Source organism: Streptomyces sp. NTD107, from assembly GCF_059510435.1.
Genome location: NZ_JCAJZV010000007.1, coordinates 19,509 through 38,209, shown reverse-complemented (window position 1 = coordinate 38,209; position 18,701 = coordinate 19,509). Strand labels below are relative to the sequence as shown.

The following is an 18,701-nucleotide window of genomic DNA, read 5'->3' as shown; positions in this document are numbered from 1 at the left end:
CCGAGCGCGCACACCGTGCTGAGCGAGAACCGGGCCGGCACAGCAACTCCACTGCTTGCGGTGCCACACCGGGCGGGTTCCGGCCCGGCCGGTGGTGAGGGCGTAAGACAGGTGCGTTCGCAGAGCGGGCCGGCCGCCTGAGCCGGGAATCCCTCCGCTGCGGCCGGGGGAGGGTTCAAAGGTTCCTCCAGTCGGCCTCAAGCCCGTCGATCTCGTCCTGGGACAGCCGCACCAGCGACAGGTCCGAGGGGGTGTGGCCGCCGGCGTCCGGCCGGTCGGCGTGGTCGGCCAGTACGCCGAGCGCCCGCAGCCAGCCGTCCGCGAGTTCGCGTACGGCGGCCTGCGGCAGCAGCCGGGCCGGCCAGCTGAACACCGTGGTCAGCCGGGGCCCGCCGGGGCGGTCGAGCGTCACCGCGTCGACCTCCAGCAGATGGGACAGCGGCAACCCGGGGGCCGGCAGCGCGGTCAGCCGCTCACTCTCGGGGGCCGGATCCCACGGCGCGTCCGGGACGGCGGCCAGTGCGGGGCGTGGCGGGGCGGGCCGCCGGCCCAGATAGTTGAACAGCAGCTGCGGTACGGCCAGCCGGGCCAGCGTTTCGCCGGTGGCCGGGGACAGTTCGCGCAGCGGACCGTAGCCCTGGCCGTCGTCGGGGAGCGCCCGCAGCTGCTCCTTGACGGCACGTACGGCGGCGCCCGCCGCCGGGCCCGCCGCCCACAGCTCGGCCCAGTCCCGTACCCCGGGATCCAGCCGGGCCGGGTGCAGCGTGGTGAACCAGCCGACGGTGGCCGACAGATCGACGCCCTCGGCGGTCTCCTGCCGGCCGTGCCGCTCCACGTCGAGCAGGGCGCCGACCTCCGGAAGGCCCCGGCGGTGCCGCCAGTCGGCGACGGCCAGCGTGAAGGCGGTCACCAGCAGTTCGTGCACGCTCGCGTGCAGCACCGTGGGCGTGCGGCTCAGCAGCCGCACGGTGTCCTCGGCGGGCAGCTCACAGGTCAGCCGGGCGGCGTGCTCCGCCGTGTCCCGGGCCGGGTCGAGCGGCTCGGTGGTCAGTTGGGGGGCGGGCAGCCGCAGCGTCTCGGTCCACCGCGGCAGTTCGGCCTGCGCGCCGACGCTTGCCGCCCGCTGCGTCAGCCGCTGCGCCCACTGCCGGAACGGGGTGCCCACCGGGGGAAGCTGTGGCTCCTTCCCGGCGGAGTGCGCCTCCCAGGCGGCGCGCAGCCCGGGCAGCAGCAGCTGCCAGGACACCCCGTCGGTCACCAGATGGTGGGCGGTGAACAGCAGCCGCCCGGGCCGGCCGGGACCGGCGTCGAACCAGACCAGCGCCACCATGTGACCGGCCGCCGGGTCCAGTTGGTCGCGGGCGGTGGCCGCCGCCGAGGCGATGACCTGCCCCAGTTCCGGCTCGCTGAGCGCGGCGATGTCCACCCGGCGCACCAGCGCGGCGGCCTCCACCGTGCTGCGCCCGGTGATCTCGAACGCCCACCGGCCGCCCGGCCCGTCCGGGTCGAGCCGCATCCGCAGCGCGTCGTGATGGTCGAGCAGGGTGCGCAGCGCGGCGGTCAGCCGCTCCTCGCCGAGCCCGGGCCCGACTGTGAGCAGCGCCGACTGATGGAAACCGGCGGCGGTTCCGCCGCGCCGCTCCAGCCAGCGGGCCAGCGGCCAGGCGGGCACCGGGCCGGTGCCGGCCGGGGCGGGCCGGGGCAGCGGGGCCGCGTCGGCAGGGCCGGCGAGGGTGGCGGCGATGGCGGCCACCGTCTTGCGTTCGAAGACGTCCTTGGGGCTCAGCTCCAGGCCGCGGCGGCGGGCCCTGGCCACCAGCTGGATGGAGATGATGCTGTCGCCGCCCAGTTCGAAGAAGCTGTCGTGCGGGCCGACCTCGGCCACGCCGAGGACTTCGGCGAACAGCTCGGCGAGCGTGGCCTCCTGAGGGGAGCGCGCGGCGGCGCCGGACCCGGCGGACCCGCCTGTGGTGGCGGGCGTTTCGGGGGCGGGCAGGGCGGCCCGGTCGAGTTTGCCGTTGGGGGTGAGCGGCAGCGCGGGCACGGTGACGACGGCGGCCGGCACCAGATGGGCCGGCAGCCGGGCGCCCAGCGCGGCCAGCAGCGCGCCGGGGTCGGGGGCGGCGTCCTTCGCCGGCACCACGTAGCCGATCAGCCGGCGATGTCCCAGCGGGTCGGTGTGGAGGGTCACGGCGGCCCGAGCCACCTCGGGGGCGGTCGCCAGGGCCGCCTCGATCTCGCCGGGCTCGATGCGGAACCCGTTCAGCTTCAGCTGATCGTCCACCCGCCCCAGATAGTCGAGCCGGCCATCCGGCCGGCGCCGGGCGAGGTCGCCGGTGCGGTACATCCGGCGGCCGGCCGGGCCCCACGGGTCGGCGACGAACCGTTCAGCCGTCAGCGCGGGCCGCCCCAGATAGCCGCGGGCCAGCTGCCCGCCGCTGATGTACAGCTCGCCGGGCACCCCGGGCGGCACCGGCCGCAGCCGGTCATCGAGTACGCAGGCGCCGGAGTTCCACATCGGGGTGCCGATCGGCACCGGCCCGGCGGCCACCGGATCGCCGGGCGCGAGCCGGTATGCCACACAGCCCACGGTTGCCTCGGTCGGGCCGTACTCGTTGATGACCGTGACGCCGGGGTGCTCCCGGCGCCACTCCTCCAACACGTCGGCGAGCAGCGCCTCGCCGCCGATGACCAGCTCCCCGGTGGGGGAGAACTCGGCGGGCAGCACACCGAGCAGCGCCAGATGGGAGGGGGTCACCTTGAGGAAGCCGGGCGGAGTGGCCCCGCTGCCGGGCCCGGCCAGCTCGGCCACCGTCACCGTACCGCCGCTGATGAGGGGCGCGTACAGGGCGGTGACGGTCAGGTCGAAGGCCACCGGGGAGTGCAGCAGGGCGCTTTGGGCGACGGTCGGGTAGTGCTCGCGGGCGTAGCGGACGTAGGTGGCGACCGGGCCGTGCGGCACGACCACGCCCTTGGGCCGGCCGGTGGAGCCGGAGGTGTAGATGACGTACGCGGGGTGCCTGGGATCCAGCGGCACGGCCGGATCGCCGGGGTCGGCGCCGGACTCCAGCAGACCGGGGGTGAGTTCCTGTACGGGGGTGCCGGCCGGCAGCGCGGCGGCGCCGTCCCGGTCGGTCAGCACCAGTGCCGGCGCGGCGTCATCCAGCATGAAGGTGACCCGGGCGGCCGGATAGCCGGGGTCGACCGGCAGATAGGCGGCGCCGGACTTGAGGACGGCGAGCAGCGCGGTGACGAGTTCGGCGGAGCGCGGCAGCAGCACGGCGATGAGCCGCTCGGGGCCGGCTCCGGCGGCGATCAGATGGTGCGCGAGCCGGTTGGCGCGGGAGTTGAGCTCCCGGTAGCTGAGCGTGCGGTCGCCGTCCGTCAGTGCCGGGGCTTCGGGGGTCCGGCGGACCTGGGCCTCGAACAGGGCCGGCAGCGCGGGCGGCAGCCCACTGCCACCGTCCGGTCCCGGGGTGAACCCGCCGAGCGCGGTGGCCCGTTCGGCCTCGGACAGCAGATCGAGATCGCCGATGGGCCGGTCCGGGGCGGCGGTGATCTCGCGCAGCAGCCGCAGCAGATGGCCGCTGAGCCGCTCGACGGTCGCCCGGTCGAAGAGGTCGGTGCTGTATTCGAGGCGTCCGCCGATGCCGGCCGGGCCGCCGTCCGCCGTCCGCCGCTCGTCGAGGCCGAAGAGCAGGTCCATCTTGGTGACGCCCGGGTCGACCTGCTGCGGGGTGGTGGTCAGCCCCGGCAGCTCCAGGGTGCCGGCGGCCGGGGTCTGCACATCGATCATCACCTGGAACAGCGGGTTGCGGGCCAGCGAGCGCTCCGGGTTGAGCATCTCCACCAGCCGGTCGAACGGCACATCCTGGTGGTCCTGCGCGGCCAAAGTGGACTCCCGTACCCGGTCGAGCAGTTGACCGAAGGTCGGGTCGCCGGACAGATCGGTGCGCAGCACGACGGTGTTGACGAAGCAGCCCACCAGCTCTTCCAGCGCGGCGTCGGTGCGGCCCTCCACCGCACTGCCGAGCGCGATGTCCGTACCGGCCCCGTACCGGCCGAGCAGTGCCGCGACCGCGCCCTGGAGCACCATGAACAGGCTGGCCCGGTGCTCGCGGGCCAGCGCGGCGAGCCGGCCGTGCAGTTCGGCGTCCACGTCGAAGCGCACGATGTCGCCGCCGCCGCTGGGCTGCCGGGGGCGGGGCCGGTCGCGGGGCAGTTCCAGCTCGGCGGGGAGTCCGGCGAGGCGGTCCCGCCAGTAGCCGAGCTGCCGGGCGAGGGGGCTGTCCGGGTCGCTCTCCTCGCCCAACACGGACTGTTGCCACAGGGTGTAGTCGGCGTACTGCACGGGTAGTTCCGGGAACTCCGGGGCGAGGCCGACCGCCCGGCCCCGGTAGGCGCGGCCGAGGTCGGCGGCCAGCGGCGCCAGCGACAGGCCGTCGCCGACGATGTGGTGCAGCACCACCAACAGGACGTGTTCGGTGCGGCCCAGCGTCAGCAGCCGGGGCCGCACCGCCGGGCGGCGGGTGAGGTCGAAGCCCTCGGCGACCACCTCGGTGACGGTGCGGTCCAGTGCGCCGGCGGTGACGGCCTGTTCCTGGAGGGACACCAGCCGGCGGGCCGCCGCCGGGGTCAGGATCCGCTGCCGGGGGCGGCCGTCCTCGTTCTGCGGGAAGACGGTGCGCAGGCTCTCGTGCCGGGCCAGGACGTCGTGCACGGCGGCGGCGAGCGCTTCGCGGTCCAGCGGTCCGGACAGCCGCAGCGCCAGGCCCATGTTGTAGGCGCCGGGGGCATCCTGGAGCCGGTTGACCAGCCACAGCCGCTGCTGGGTGAGGGAGAGCGGCAGTTCGGCGGGGCGCGGCATGGCGCGCAGCGCGGAGCGGCGCGGCGCCGAGTCCTCGATGCGGGCCAGCAGTCGGGCGGCGGTGGGGGCCTCGAAGACGGTGCGCAGCGGCAGTTCGGCGCCGAAGGTCTCCCGGATGCGGCTGAGCAGCCGGATGGCGGTGAGAGAGAAGCCGCCGTGGGCGAAGAAGTCGTCGTCCATGCCGAGCGGCGCCTCGGTGCCGAGCACGTCGGCGAACAGCTCGCACAGCCGGCGTTCACGGTCGGTGGCCGGGGCGCGGTACGGGGCGGGTCCGGCGGTGGCCGGGCCGGCGTCGGCGGAGGGGGCGCGGGGGGCGGTGGGCCGCAGTCCGGCCGGCCGCCCGGCCGCCAGCTCGCGCAGCGGGTCGTCGGGGGCGGCGTGCGCCAGCCGGTGCAGAAAACCGGCGAGTTCGGTGCCAAGGCCGGCCACCGCGCCGGCCGGGTACAGGTCGGCGCTGGCGTGCAGATCGACCCGGAAGCCGGCCCCTGGGGTGCGGTTGTCGACGACGACCGACAGGTCCTCCTCGGGCCCGACAGAGAAGCCGCGCACGGTGGCCGGGTGCCCGGCGAAGGACAGTGGCCTGCCGTAGGTGATGAGGTTGACCTCCGGGCCCCACAGCCGCTTGCGGCGGCCCACCAGGCCCAGGTCCCGGTGGATGTCCTCCTGCCGGTACCGCTGGTGGCGCAGCACCTGGTGCAGTTCGTCGCTGGTGGTGCGCAGCAGTTGCCGTACGGTGTGGTCGGCGGGCACCGCGAGCCGTACCGGCAGGGCGTTGGAGACCATGCCGGGCACCTGGCGGGCGGTGCCGGTGCGGGCGGCCACGGCGAGACCGATGACCAGGTCTTCGGCACCGGTGAGCCGGTGCAGATAGCCAGCGATGCCGGCGAACACGGCGGCCGGCCAGGACACCCGTACGGTGGCGGCCAGTTCGCGCAGCGCATCGGCGGTGGCGGCCGGCACCAGACCGGTGCGACGGATGTGGTCGGCGGGGATCCCGGTGGGCGGCGCGGCCAGCGACACCGGCTCGGGCAGGCCGGTCAGCCGGTCCGCCCAGAACGCCCGGTCGGCGGCGAACTGTTCGGAGGCCCGGTAGGCGGCGTCGCCCTCCACGAGCAGCCGCACCGGGCCGAACGGGCTGGGGTCCGGCTCGGTGCCTGCGGCCAGCGCGCTGTACAGGGCGGCGACCCGCTCCACGATCAGCGACCAGCTGTAGCCGTCCACCACCGTGTGATGGACCCGGCTGAACCAGGTGTACCGGTCGGCGGCGGACCGGATGAGGCCGAAGGTGCAGGCGGGGCCGCGTACCAGATCCACCGGCTCGGTGCAGCGGGCTGCCATCAAGGCGTCGGCGGCGGCCGAGGGATCGGGCGCTTCGCTGACATCGGCGTGCCACAGCCGTACCTCTCCCAGCTCCCCGACGAGCTGGGACGGCGTGCCGGTGCCGGTGCCGGGCAGCAGGCGGGTGCGCAGTGCCTCGGCCTCCGCCACCACCCGGCGCAGGGCCGCCTCGAAGAGCGCGGCGTCGACCGGTCCGGCGATCTCGATGCATTCGGCGATGCTGTACATCGGGTTGTCGGGATGCATCTGCTGAGCCAGCCACATACCGGACTGTGCGGCGGTCAGCGACAGTTCGTTTCCGTTCTGCTCGGACAAAGCCATTCCCCTTGACTCGTGTACCCGCGTCGAATGTGCCTGCTCGGGGGAGCCAGGAAGTACGGCCCTGGCCAGCCTCCACAGTAGGAGCGATATCGGCGCTCACCGGCGGCTCTTCGAAGAATTCAAAGCGCCGGCGGGCGAATATCGAAAACCTCTAACCGGAGGCCGGGGGCGGGCCGTTGCGACACGGCGGGGGAGGGCGTGGGAAGGCGCCCCGGCCGGCCGACAAGGCCGGGCCGGGGCGCCCGTGATACCGGGTTCCTCCGGGGTCAGCGGGCGGGGATCAGCGTCATCGGCAGCCGGCTGTAGCCGCGCAGGAAATTGGAATGCACGGGCCGGGCCGCACCGGCCGGCTCCAGCCGCGCGACCTGGGCGCGCAGCGCGGTGAGCAACGCCGCTATCTCCGCCCGCCCGAGATAGGCGCCGAGACAGAAGTGCGGGCCGTGCCCGAACGAAATGTGCTTGTTCGGGGTGCGCCCCAGATCGAAGGCGGTGGGATCGTCGAATACCTCCTCGTCGTAATTGGCCGAGCTGTTCCACAAGGTGACCACATCGCCGGCTCGGATCGTCCGGCCGCCGATCTCGGTGTCCACCAGGGCGCGCCGCCCGAAGTGCATGGCGGGGGTCACCCAGCGCAGCACCTCCTCGACCGCGCTGTCGACGCTCACCTCACCCGCCAGCAGCCGGCGCCACTGCTCCGGCTCCTCCATGAGCTTCTTGGTGCCGCAGATCATCGACAGCCGGCTCGTCTCGTCACCGCCCAGGATCAGGCTGTAGCAGTTGAAGACGATCTCCTGCTCGGTGAGCGGCTCGCCGTCCACGGTGGCGGTGGCGAGCACGCTGATCACATCGTCGGTGGGGGCGCTCACCCGCTGTTCGGCGAGCTCGGAGAAGTACAGCAGCAGTTCGTTGCGGGCGATCAGCGCCTCCTGCGCGCTCTGTCCGGCCTCGTCCGCGCTGAGCGCCTGCTTCGTCAGCGACAGCAGATAGTCGCGGTCGGAGGCCGGCACCCCCAGCAGATCGGCGATGGTCGCCATCGGGATGTGCTCCACCACGTCCCGCGCGAAGTCGCCGGTGCCCCGCTCGACGGCCTCGGCCAGCAGCCGGTCAGTGCGCCGCCGTACGCCTTCCACCACCCGGTCCAGCAGCCGCGGCCCGAAAGCCCTCAGCAGCACGGCGCGCAGCTCCCGGTGCCGGGGGCCGTCGGTGACCGCCAGCATCTGCCCGGCCGCCGAGTCGCCGCCGGCCAGCAGGGTGGCCAGCACATTGCCGGACTCGGAGGTGAACCGCCGGTTGTCCCGGTACAGGGCCATGACGTCGTGGTACCGGGACAGCACCCAGAAGCCGGGCACGGCGCGGCCCTCGACGGGGTGCCAGTGCACCGGGCTCTCCGCGCGGAACCGCCGCCACATGTCGGGCAGTCCGTCCACCAGGAAGGTCTCGGGCGCGGTGAGGTCGATGCCGGTGAGCGGGCGGGTGGCGACTCTCACGCCGCAGTCTCCGCCCGCTGGGTCATGGAGACCAGTACGGAGCGCTCGCCGGTGAAGGAGCGGCGGCCGTGCGAGGTGAGCAGGTTGTCGATCATGAGCAGGTCCCCGGTGTTCCAGGGCTCGGCCAGGATCGTCTGGTGGTACGCGTCGGCGATGACGTCGAGTTCCTCCTGGCCGATCGCGCTGCCGTCGCCGTAGTACGCGTTACGGGGCAGGCCGTCCTCGCCGCAGATCTCCAGCAGTCCCTCACGGACGTCCTTGGGCAGCGCGTTGACATGGAACAGATGCGCCTGGTTGAACCACACGTTCCGCCCGGTCACCGGGTGGGCGATGACGGCCGGGCGGTGCTGCCGGGTGCGCAGCACGTCCCCGTCCCAGGCGGTCTCGATGCCGTGCCCGGCGCAGTACGACTCGACCTGGTCGCGGTCCTCGGTCTGGAAGCCCTCCTGCCAGGACAGGCCCATCCCGGTGCGGTAGGTGCGCGTGTAGAGCACCCCGAGCTTCTCGAACCGGGCCACCAGGTCGGCGGGCAGCCGGCGCAGCACGGCGTTGCTGTCAGCCACCGGGGTCTCGCCGCCGGTGCGGGCCGCCTTGGCGCAGAAGAAGAACACGTTGTGCGGCCAGCTGGTGGAGTAGCAGCTCTCGTTGTGCTGGGCGATGATCTGGTCGGCCGGGTACTCGGTGGAGGTGTACACCTTGCCGGTGACCCGGCTGCGCGGGGTGGAGCGCTCGTTGTAGTCCAGGGTCTTGCCGCCGATCAGCTCGGCGATGCCGGCCAGCTCGGCCTGCTCGGTCAGCCCGCTGCCCTTGACCATGACGGCGCCGTGCTCGTACATGGCGGCCCGCAGGGACTCGGCGGCGGCCTCGAACCAGGCGCGGTGGCCGGCCCCGGGGTGGGGGGTGACCCGCAGCAGCCGGGTGCCGTTGTGCTCCGTCAGTTCGGTCTGTGCGTCGGTGATCGCGGTGTCCATCGGAACCTCTCTCAGTGCCTTTCTCGAAGGGATGTCGCCGGCCCGGCTAGGTCCTGTCTGACACATGGCGCCGGTTGGGCCCGCGTTGTCTGGTGCGGGGGGCACCTCCCGGCCATGGGGTATCCCCTGCTCGAAGAGCTTGGGGAGGGGCTACTTGGGCGTCTCGACAGCTCTGCTTCCCAGGTCGCTCAACAGAGCAGAGACGCAGCGAAGCGGAGTGCGGCGAGGCTCCCCCAGGCCCTTGAGGGCCCGGGAGGTGCCCCCGGTGCCAGGCGACGCGGGCCAGGCGGGTTTGTCAGACAGGACCTAGGGGGTGGTGTCCAGGTCTCCGGTCAGGGCGTAGCCGTTGGCGCTCACGTGGTTGATGGGGTCGCCCGCCGCGTACTCGTAGGCGTTGAGGAAGGGGCCGCCGGCGATCGGGGCGGAGAACCGGCCGAAGGCGGTGTTCAGCACCCGGGTGTCCAGCACGGTGTTGTACTGGCTGCCTGCGTGCTCGGTGCCGCGCTGGAAGGCGCCCGCCCAGCCGTAGTCGAAGTCGCCGGGCAGATTGTCGGGGAGCGCGGCCGGGTCGACGGTGCCGTCGGCGCGCAGCGGCTCGCCGAACGGCCCGTAGAAGTGCGGCCCGCTGGTCTTGGTGCCCCGGTCGTCGGCCGTGGCGAAGATGTCGCCGCGCACGGTGGGATAGCTCCAGCTGGAGGCAGCCGGGTTGGCGCGGGTGGCGGCCATGTGCAGCACCCCGCCGGGCAGCGCCACGATCCGGGTCAGGGTCCGGCCGTCCGCGTCCAGCACCAGATCGATGTCCGGGTCGTCGGCCGAGGTGTGGCCGTAGCGCACCGTTTCGGTCCGGCCGCCGGTCGTCGCGGTGCGCGAGGTCAGATGGTCGAGGATGTCGGAGGTGTAGCCGACCTCGGCCGCGCCGGGGCCGGTGACCGTGCCGCCGAGGTAGCGTTCGGCGGCGTCCTGCCGCTGGGTGGTCTCGCTGCCGTCCGCCGCCCGGTATCCAGTGAGATGCCCGTTGCCGCCGTACTGAAAGCCGGTCAGCGCGTCGTCGCCGGTGGTGGCCAGCAGCCGGTCGGCGGCGTCGTAGCAGTAGCCGGTACGGGTCTCCCCGGCCGCCGTGCGATCGGTGCGGGCGACCCGGTTGCCGTTGGCGCCGGCGTCCACGAGGGTGCCGGCGGGGCACTCGGCCGGGGCGGCGGAGGTGAAGTCGTAGCCGTACTCGTGGCCCGGCACCCAGGCGCGGACCAGCCGGCCGGCCGCGTCGTAGGAGAAGTTCGGGCGGCCCGGGCGGGCGTCGACGCCGGCCACCGTCTCATCGGTGATGGTGCCGGACCGGGACCGCTGCACGCTCGCGTTCAGCGCGCCGCCCCGGGTGGTGTTCACCTTCCGCTCCAGCACCCGGCCGGCCGCGTCGCGGCCAATGGTGAGCGCGGTGCCATTGCCGTACCGCACCGACTCCAGGGCGCCGGCCCGGTCGTATCGGGCCGCGGCCAGTTGCCGGCCGTCCAGCGAGACGGTCACCACCCGGCCGGCCGCGTCGTAGCCGGTGCGCCCGGTCTGGGCGCGCTCGCCGCGCCCCGGCGGGGTCACCCGCTCCTCGACGGCGCGGTCGGCCCGGTCGTAGCGGGTCTCGGTACGGGTGCCGAGTCCGTCGGTGTAGCGCGTGGTGCGGCCCAGCAGGTCGGTGGTGACCTGCACGGCGTGGTCGGCCTGCGCCGCGCGCAGGGTCAGCGGGTCGCCGCCGTAGGCGTGATCGAAGGTCACGGTGCGCTCGGGCAGCGAGGCGTTGCCGGGGATGTGGGTACGGGTCATCCGGCCCCGCTCGTCGTAGCTCACGCAGGTCCAGTCGGTGCCGCCGAAGGTCACCGCGACCGGCTGGCCCTGGGCGCCGAAGACGAAACGTTCCACCCGGGGCGATCCGGTGGCCGGGTCGGGCCCGGTGATCGACTTGAGCATGCCGCGCTGCGGCAGCGGATCGCCGTCCGGGGCGCAGGGGTTGACCACGGTCTCGTCCTGGCCGTAGTAGGCGTAGGTGTGCGCGGTGCCGGCCGGCCAGGTCTGCCGTACCGGGCGGAAGAATTCGTCGAACTCGTACCCGGTGCGCAGGGCGAGCCCGTCCGGGTCGGTCACGGTGGCGGCGGGGATGCCGTACGGGTCGAGCTGGGTCTCGGTCACCAGGTCCGGGACGCCGTCGGAGTCCTTTCGCACGGTGGTCAGCCCGGCGGCGCCGAGGGTGGTGGTCTCGGCGGGGATCCGCTCGCAGCCGGCCGGTGCCGGGTCGAGGGGCCGCAGATCGGGGCCGAAGCAGCGGGCCGGGCCCGGGCCGTACACCGAGGGCAGCCCGTACTCGTCGTAGACCGTGGTGGTGAGCCGGCCGGCCGGGTCGGTCACCGAGGCGGGCACGCCGGGCGCCGCCCAGGTGTAGGTGGTGGTACGGCCGGTGCCGTCCGTGTGGGACAGCGGCTGGCCGTACGTGTCGTGGGTGACGCGCCGGGCATAGCCGTGGGTGGTGGTCAGGCCGGCGACGTTCACCTCGGTGGTGGTGCCCCGGTAGCTGTAGTCGTGCCGGGAGCGCAGGTTCTCGGTGGCGCGGGTGCCGTCGGGGGCGGGTCCTGTGATGTCCTTGATCCGGCCGTCGCGGTGGTAGCCGAGCGCGTACGTGGCCAGGGGGGTGTCCCGACGCTGGGGGGAGACCGCGATCCAGTCCATGATCAGGGGGGTGCGGACGCTGGTCAGCCGGTGATCGGCGGAGTAACCGAGGTCGGTGGTCTGCTCGCCGGGGTTGACGATCCGCACGAGTTTGCCGTTGCGGTAGATCAGCTGGGTGTCGCCGGCGTCCGGGACGGTGACGGCGCACAGCAGGCCGGCGGGTGTGGCGGGATCGGCGCACCGCTCGTCGCCGCTGTAGTGGAAGGTAAGGCCGGCTTCGGTGGCGGCCTCGATCAGTTCTTCCTGGGACTGTTCGGCCGGATCCGGGTCCGGGTCCGGGTCCTGGGCGGCGAGCGGGGCGGCCGGCGCGCCGAACGGACTGGGGGTGCCGTCCGCCGTGGCGTCCGCTGCCCCCGGGGTGACCTGCCAGCCGGGCGGCAGGACCGCGCCGGCCGGATCGGCGTCGGTCAGCGCGGCGGTGTCATAGGTGAAGGTGGCGCCCAGCGGCCCGGCGCCGGTGAAGGTCTGCGGGGTGAAGACCGAGGTGCTGACCCCGCCGGTGGCGAGCGTGACGGACAGCGGCCCGAGGGTGTCGGCCGTACTGTCGCCGGCCGCCGTGAAGGCGCCCGCCGCCTGACGGAGGGCGGCCCCGGGATCACCGGAGTCGCCGGAATCGCCGTCCGCCCAGACGGATTCGGCCGCCCGGCCGGACGGCGCGTCCGGCAGGGCCACGCTCAGCGGACTGCCGCCGGCGTCCGCCGGGCGCTCCCCCGGCCAGGCGCCGGCGGGGGTGGAGAGGGTACACAGGGTCAGCACGGTCGCGGCGACGACCGTCTGTCTGCGGGTTCTGCTGTCGGCCTTACCCATGAATCACTCCTCGGTTGGCCCCAAGCCCTGCCGTTTTTTCGATGGTGCCCATCCGCGGTCCGGCGGCCAAGTCCGCAGAGAATCTTTCGATATGCCAACAGGTGGCAGGCCCAAGGGACTTGGGCTATCTTGGTAATGTGACGATCCGCATTCTGCTTGCCGATGACCAGGAAGCGGTGCGTATCGGCTTCCGCCTCATCCTCGAGTCGCAACCCGACATGGAGGTGGTGGGGGAGGCCCGTGATGGCCGGGAAGCACTCGAACTCACCGGTTCGTTAAAACCCGATGTCCTGCTGGCGGATATTCGCATGCCGCGCGTGGACGGCCTTGAGGTGACCCGGAGGCTGGTCCAGGAGCAGGAATCCCCGTCGGTGCGGGTCATCGTGGTCACCACATTCGACCTTGATGAATATGTTCATACAGCATTGCGGCACGGGGCCTGCGGTTTTCTCCTCAAGCGGTCCGGGCCCGCGCTGCTCGTGGAGGCGGTACGCGCCGCGATGGCCGGGGACGCGCTGATCAGCCCCTCGGTGACGGTGCGGCTGCTGCAACACATGCGGGACCCCGCCCAGGAGCGGCCGGCCGAGCCGGTGGAACCGCTCACCAGCCGGGAGAAGGAGATCGCCCGGCTGGTGGCGGAAGGACTGACCAATGCGGAGATCGCCCGTGACCTGTTCATTTCCGCGGGCACGGTCAAGACCCATGTGGCCAATCTCCAGCGGAAACTGGCGGTCCGCAACCGCATGGGCATCGCCGCCTGGCAGTGGGAGCACCAGCATTCCAGCGGCTGGCGGGCCTGACCCGGGCGCCGGACCCGCCGGGCCGGCCGCGCCCGGACCCCGTCATCACACCTGACCGAATGACTTCATTCCGTCGATCAACGCCAGTACGGCTCTCGCCGACGGCAGGATCATGCGCCCCTCTCTGGTCAACTGCGTCCCCGTGGAATCTCTGACGAACAACGTGGCGCCCAACACCTTTTCCAAGCACTTTATTTGATAGCTGATGGCGGGCTGGGAGTATCCGAGCTCCTTTGCCGCTTGGTCCATCCGGCCAATATCTGCAATGGAGACAAAGGCGCGGAATTCACGTTCGTGCATTCTTCCCCCTGCGGTCGTCCAACGGCTCACTGCGCTACCGCCGCGCGCTGTGCCATGCGCCCGGCACCGTACCTCGTACGGTGCAACGTCCCCGCTGCTGACTCCATATCAACTCACCTGATACGGAAGAGCAACCGCCGATGCAGGAACCTGCAAAAACAGCTACCTGGCAAGCCACATGGCAGCCCGAATGGCGCCCTGGGTCACATTCCCAGGGCGCCAATTCCGGCGGTGCGCGCTACTTACCCCTGTCCGACCGCGCTCAACACCCTGACCCTGCTGCCACGGCGGGCAGGACCCAGCGCGGCCAGCGCACCGACCACCACCGACCCGATCAGATACACCACCATCTGCGACCACGGCAGCGACAGCTGGCTGACACCCTGCCCCTTCATCGACTGGGCGATCGCCAGACCCAGCAGCGCACCGACCACCACGCCCAAGACGGCGCCGAACAGCGAGATCACCACCGATTCACTCATCACCATCCGCACCGTCTGCCCCCGGCTCAGGCCCAGCGCCCGCAGCGCGCCGATCTCCCTGGTCCGCTCCAGCACCGACAGCGCCAGGGTGTTGACGATGCCGAGCACCGCGATGATCATCGTCACCGCCAGCAGCGCCTGCACCATCACCAGCAGCATGGCGAACCCGTCACTGAACAGACCCGCCACCTCGTCCCTGGTCAGCACCGAGACCTCCGGGCTGCCCGCCAGCGCCCGCTCGATTGCCGGCCGCACCGCGTCGGCCGAGGTTCCGTCCGCCAGTTGGAAGAACGCCTGCGTCATCTGCTGATGCCGGAACCCGTCCATCGCCTGCGACCAGGGCACCACGACCCCGCCCACCAGCGCCGAGTTCTCGAAGACACCCGCCACCGTGAACGTCCCCGGCTCACCTCGCTCCAGCCGCAGCGTCACCGAATCCGCCACCGCCAGGCCCAGCGAGTCCGCCGTTCCCCGGTTCATCAGCAGACTGCCCTCGGGCAGCGCGTCGATCGAACCCTCCCGCGCAGTCAGACTCAGCATCTCCCGGGCCGTGCTCCAGTCCGGCCACGACATCACCGCGGCCGTATCGTCCCCGACCTTGCCGGAGCCCACCGCCACCGCCGCGACCCGCGCCACCCCCGGCAGCGCCGCCACCTCCTCGATCGCGGCCGGATCGATCGTGGCCGAGGCCGCCGACCCCGCCTGGCCCATCGCGGCCAGCTCCGCCCGCAACTCCCGGTCGATCTGGCTGACCACACTGTTCTCCGCCGACGCCGCCACCGTACTGATCGCGGTCACCAGCGCCACCCCGATCATCATGGCCGAGGCGGTCACCGCCGTGCGCCGCGGATCGCGTGCCGAGTTGCGCCGGCCCAGCTGGCCGGGCAGCGACCGGGCGAACACCGCCCCCAGCGCCCACACCGAGCGCCGGCTGACCAGCGGCGTCAGCAGCATGACCGCCACGAAGGCCAGCGCCGCCCCGCCCAGAATCAGCCCCGCCCCGTCCGAGGACCCGTCCAGCAGCCCCGCCACCAGCATCAGCGCGCCGGGCACCAGCAGCACCACCCCGGTGATGGTCTGCTTACGGCCCCGCCCGCGCGGCGCCCCGGTGTCCACGAACGCGGCGATCGGCGCCACCTTCGCCGCCCGCCGGGCCGGAGCCAGCGAGGCCAGCATCGTCGCCCCGATCCCGATCAGGAACGCGGCGATCACCGCACCGGGCGGCACCCCCAGCGACGCTTGCCGCATCCCCTCCGAACCCGAGGCCACCGCACCCGCGCCCAGGGCGCCGATGCCGATCCCCAGCAGCAGCCCGATCGCGGACGCGACCACGCCGATCACCACGGACTCCGTCAGCACCGATCCGCGCAGCTGGCGCCGGCTGGCCCCCAGCGCGCGCAACAGCGCCAGTTCCTTGGTGCGCTGAGCGATCAGGATCGAGAAGGTGTTGATGATCAGGAACACCGACACGAACACCGATACGCCCGCGAAGCCCAGCAGCAGCATCGCCAGCATGTCGACGATCTCCCGGGCCTGCCCCGACTCGTCCCGCGACACCTGCGCCGCCGTCCGCACCGCGTACTCCTCGCCCAGCTCGGCGAGCAGAGCCTGCCGCACCCCGGCCACCGCCGCGTCCGGAGCGACCGTCACATCCACCCCGGAGTACGTGCCCGGCGCGCCCATCATCAGCTGCTGGGCGACCGGCTCGGTGAACGCCACCGTCTGCTCGCCGCCGATGGAATCCCGATCGCCGGAGTAGCCGAAGATCCCGACCAGGATGAACTCCCGGCGCGGCTCGCCGGTCAGCACCCCGACCCGGTCACCGAGTTCGAAGCCGGCCTTCTCAGCCAGCCCGGCGTTCACCGCGATCTCGTTCTCGGCCTGCGGCTCCCGGCCCGAACGCAGACTCAGCAGCTCGTTCTCACCGGTCCAGCTCCGGCCGTACCGGGGACCGCCGGTGTCACCCACCACCGTGCCGTCCGCCGCCAGCGCACGGGCCCCCTCGACCTGGACGATGCCGCGCGCCCCGGCAACCTCCGGCAAGGCGGCCACCCGCGCCACCACCGCGTCGTCCACCGGCGGCAGCGTCGCGGCCCGCCCGTCCGACGACTCCACAACCGGCTCCCGCGACACCCGCAGATCGATATCGTCGTGCGCCCCGGCGAACTGGGCGTCGAAGGACCGGCCCAGAGTGTCCTGCATGACGAGCGCGCCCGTCACGAAGGTCACGCCGAGCATGACGGCGAAGCCGGACAGAAACAGTCTCAGTTTGCGGGACAGCAGGCTTTTCAGCGTCGTCGTGAACATCACGCGCCCTGCTTCAGGTTGCTCAGGGCCTTCATGGCGGCCAACACCTGGTCGGCGGTCGGCTTCCGCAACTCATTGACGATATGACCGTCCATCAGGAACACGACCCGGTCCGCGTAGGTCGCGGCATCCGGATCGTGGGTCACCATCAGAATCGTCTGCCCCAGCGTGTCCACCGACTTGCGCAGGAACGTCAGCACCTCGGTGCCGGCCCTCGAATCCAGGTTGCCGGTCGGCTCATCGGCGAAGATCACCTCGGGCCGGCCCATCATCGCCCGCGCGCACGCCACCCGCTGCTGCTGCCCGCCCGACATCTCCGACGGCAGATGCGCCAGCCGGTCGGCGATCCCCACCGCCTCGATGACCTCCCGGAACCACTCCGGGGACGGTTTCCGCTTGGCGATCGTCAGCGGCAGCAGAATGTTCTCCTCAGCCGTGAGCATCGGCAGCAGATGGAACTGCTGGAAGATAAAACCCAGCAGTTCCCGCCGCAGCCCGGTCAGCTCCTTCTCCGACATCCCGTTCACCTGGAGATCGGTGATGAAGATGTCCCCGGCGGTCGCCGTGTCCAGACCGGCCAGACAGTGCATCAACGTGGACTTGCCCGACCCAGAGGGACCCATCACGGCGGTAAACTCGCCCCGGGGCAGCTCCAGATTCACCCCGTCCAGCGCCCGGACCTCGGCGGCCCCGGTGCCGTAGATCTTCTCCAGGCCCACGGCACGGACGGCGGTGTCCGTCCCCAGCAACTCCGGTGCGGCTGACTTTGTCGCGGTCACACGTTCACTCTCCCCATACATCGGCCCGTCGTCACGACCGGTTCCACTCCGGGCACCTTCGGAATGCGCCCGCCGTCGACCCGGAGCCTAGGAGCGATGCCAGGGTGCCGCCTCTGCCGATCGGCAGATATCCCGCCCCTGCCGTCCCGCCCGATTCGAAGTCTTGGAAACGGCCCCCGCCCAGCCCCCCAGCCGCGGCTAATCTCCGGGAACGAGCCACCCCAGCAGGCCAGATGACGGAGGGCACCCCCTATGACGGCCGCACCCAGCCGCTCCCGGTACTGGATCTTCACCGACGAGTTCGTCCAAGACCCCTACCCGGTGCTGAGCCAGGTGCGCGCCGAGCGGCCGGTCTGCGAGATCGCCCTGCCGGACGGCGGCCGGGCCTGGGTCATCACCCGCTACGACGACGCCAGGGCGGCCCTCGCCGACCCCCGGCTGAGCCGCGACATCCACCTCCACTACCAGCTGATGTCGCGGCGCGCCGGCCGGGCGCTCACCCCGCCGCCCGAGGAGACCAACCACCTCGCCAACCTCGAACCACCTCGGCACACCCCGCTGCGCCGGGCCATCAGCTACGCCTTCACCCCGCGCCGCGCGGACTCCCTGCGCCCCCGCATCGAGGACATCGCCGTCGAACTCCTGGACCGGCTGCCGCCCGCCGGTCCCGCCGACCTCATCGAGGGGTACGCCGACCCGCTGCCCGTCATCGCCATCGCCGAACTCATGGGCGTCCCCACCGACGCCTGGCCCGACTTCCTGCGCTGGTCACACGCCCTGCGCACGCACTCTCCCAGCGCCGGCTCCAGCGAACTGCACCACAGCGTCGCCGAACTCTCCGCCTTCATGTCCCAGCTCATCTCCCGCAAGGAGCGCGAGCCCGGCGACGACCTTCTGTCCGACCTGATCCATGCCGACCCCGAGGTCCGGCTCACCCCCACCGAGATCCTCTCCACCGGATTCGCCCTGATGACCGGCGGCAACGACACCACCGCCAGCCTCGTCGGCGGAGTCCTCGGCGCCCTCCTCACCCATCCGGCAGAGCGCACCGCACTGCTGGCAGGACCCGATCGCTGGGGCAAGGAGGTCGACGAACTGATCCGTTACGTCAGCCCCATCAACAACGCCCTGCAACGGGTCACCACCGAACCCGTCGACATCGGCGGCGTCACCATCCCCGAGGGCGAGATCGTCATCATCAGCGTCATGTCCGCCAACCACGACGCGGAACGCCTGCCCGGCTTCACCGGCTGCCCCCGCACCCTGGATCTCACCCGCCCCAAACCCACCCACCTGAGTTTCGGAGCCGGCATCCACTACTGCTCCGGCGCCCACCTCGCCAAAGCCATCACCGAAGTCGCCGCCCGCACCCTCTTCACCCGCTTCCCCCAGGCCGCCCTCGCCGTCCCCGCCACGGAGTTGCGCTACCACCAGACCCCCGTGGTCCGTACCTTCCGCACCCTCCCGGTCCACATGACCGGCCCCGCGTAACACCCGCCCAATAAGGGGGTGGCCCGGTCCCGTCCGCCCATG

At 72.4% G+C, this 18,701-nt stretch carries 9 protein-coding genes; 2 read left to right on the top strand and 7 right to left on the bottom strand.

The window, feature by feature from the left end; all coding sequences use genetic code 11:
* Positions 1–175: 175 nt before the first annotated feature.
* The 4 genes from AC5WRL_RS15960 to AC5WRL_RS15945 form a co-directional block, all read right to left on the bottom strand.
* Positions 176–6,526, bottom strand: a complete 6,351-nt coding sequence (locus AC5WRL_RS15960; protein WP_496089193.1) for an amino acid adenylation domain-containing protein — start codon at positions 6,524–6,526, stop codon at positions 176–178.
* Between the two features lie 266 nt (positions 6,527–6,792).
* Entirely contained in the window at positions 6,793–8,013 is a 1,221-nt protein-coding gene (locus AC5WRL_RS15955; protein WP_496089192.1) for a cytochrome P450, read from the bottom strand.
* Positions 8,010–8,984 (bottom strand): TauD/TfdA family dioxygenase, encoded by a 975-nt coding sequence (locus tag AC5WRL_RS15950; RefSeq protein ID WP_496089191.1) that lies wholly within the window; start codon positions 8,982–8,984, stop codon positions 8,010–8,012. Before AC5WRL_RS15950 ends, AC5WRL_RS15955 begins: the two co-directional genes overlap by 4 nt.
* 306 nt (positions 8,985–9,290) lie before the next feature.
* Positions 9,291–12,500 (bottom strand): hypothetical protein, encoded by a 3,210-nt coding sequence (locus tag AC5WRL_RS15945; protein WP_496089190.1) that lies wholly within the window; start codon positions 12,498–12,500, stop codon positions 9,291–9,293.
* 137 nt (positions 12,501–12,637) lie between these two features.
* On the opposite strand from AC5WRL_RS15945, the gene AC5WRL_RS15940 reads away from it, so the two are divergent.
* Complete coding sequence (locus AC5WRL_RS15940) at positions 12,638–13,300, top strand: response regulator (protein WP_496089189.1); 663 nt, start codon at positions 12,638–12,640, stop codon at positions 13,298–13,300.
* 45 nt (positions 13,301–13,345) lie between these two features.
* Here AC5WRL_RS15940 and AC5WRL_RS15935 read toward each other — a convergent pair whose 3' ends face one another.
* The 3 genes from AC5WRL_RS15935 to AC5WRL_RS15925 all read right to left on the bottom strand — a co-directional run bounded on the left by AC5WRL_RS15935 (position 13,346) and on the right by AC5WRL_RS15925 (position 17,189).
* Positions 13,346–13,600, bottom strand: a complete 255-nt coding sequence (locus tag AC5WRL_RS15935) for a LysR family transcriptional regulator (protein ID WP_496089188.1) — start codon at positions 13,598–13,600, stop codon at positions 13,346–13,348.
* 242 nt (positions 13,601–13,842) lie between these two features.
* On the bottom strand, positions 13,843–16,389 hold the full coding sequence (locus AC5WRL_RS15930; protein ID WP_496089187.1) for an ABC transporter permease: 2,547 nt from the start codon (positions 16,387–16,389) through the stop codon (positions 13,843–13,845).
* Entirely contained in the window at positions 16,389–17,189 is an 801-nt protein-coding gene (locus AC5WRL_RS15925; protein WP_496089186.1) for an ABC transporter ATP-binding protein, read from the bottom strand. Before AC5WRL_RS15925 ends, AC5WRL_RS15930 begins: the two co-directional genes overlap by 1 nt.
* A 231-nt stretch (positions 17,190–17,420) precedes the next feature.
* Here AC5WRL_RS15925 and AC5WRL_RS15920 point away from each other — a divergent pair, with 231 nt between their 5' ends.
* The gene (locus AC5WRL_RS15920; protein WP_496089185.1) at positions 17,421–18,659 is read left to right on the top strand and encodes a cytochrome P450 family protein; all 1,239 of its coding nucleotides are present in this window, start codon (positions 17,421–17,423) and stop codon (positions 18,657–18,659) included.
* Positions 18,660–18,701 lie beyond the last annotated feature (42 nt).

Coding starts and splice junctions, on each gene's coding strand:
- AC5WRL_RS15960 (WP_496089193.1), bottom strand. CDS start 6,526: ATGGCTTTGTCCGAGCAGAACGGAAACGAACTGTCGCTGACCGCCGCA.
- AC5WRL_RS15930 (WP_496089187.1), bottom strand. CDS start 16,389: ATGTTCACGACGACGCTGAAAAGCCTGCTGTCCCGCAAACTGAGACTG.
- AC5WRL_RS15950 (WP_496089191.1), bottom strand. CDS start 8,984: ATGGACACCGCGATCACCGACGCACAGACCGAACTGACGGAGCACAAC.
- AC5WRL_RS15925 (WP_496089186.1), bottom strand. CDS start 17,189: ATGTATGGGGAGAGTGAACGTGTGACCGCGACAAAGTCAGCCGCACCG.
- AC5WRL_RS15935 (WP_496089188.1), bottom strand. CDS start 13,600: ATGCACGAACGTGAATTCCGCGCCTTTGTCTCCATTGCAGATATTGGC.
- AC5WRL_RS15920 (WP_496089185.1), top strand. CDS start 17,421: ATGACGGCCGCACCCAGCCGCTCCCGGTACTGGATCTTCACCGACGAG.
- AC5WRL_RS15945 (WP_496089190.1), bottom strand. CDS start 12,500: ATGGGTAAGGCCGACAGCAGAACCCGCAGACAGACGGTCGTCGCCGCG.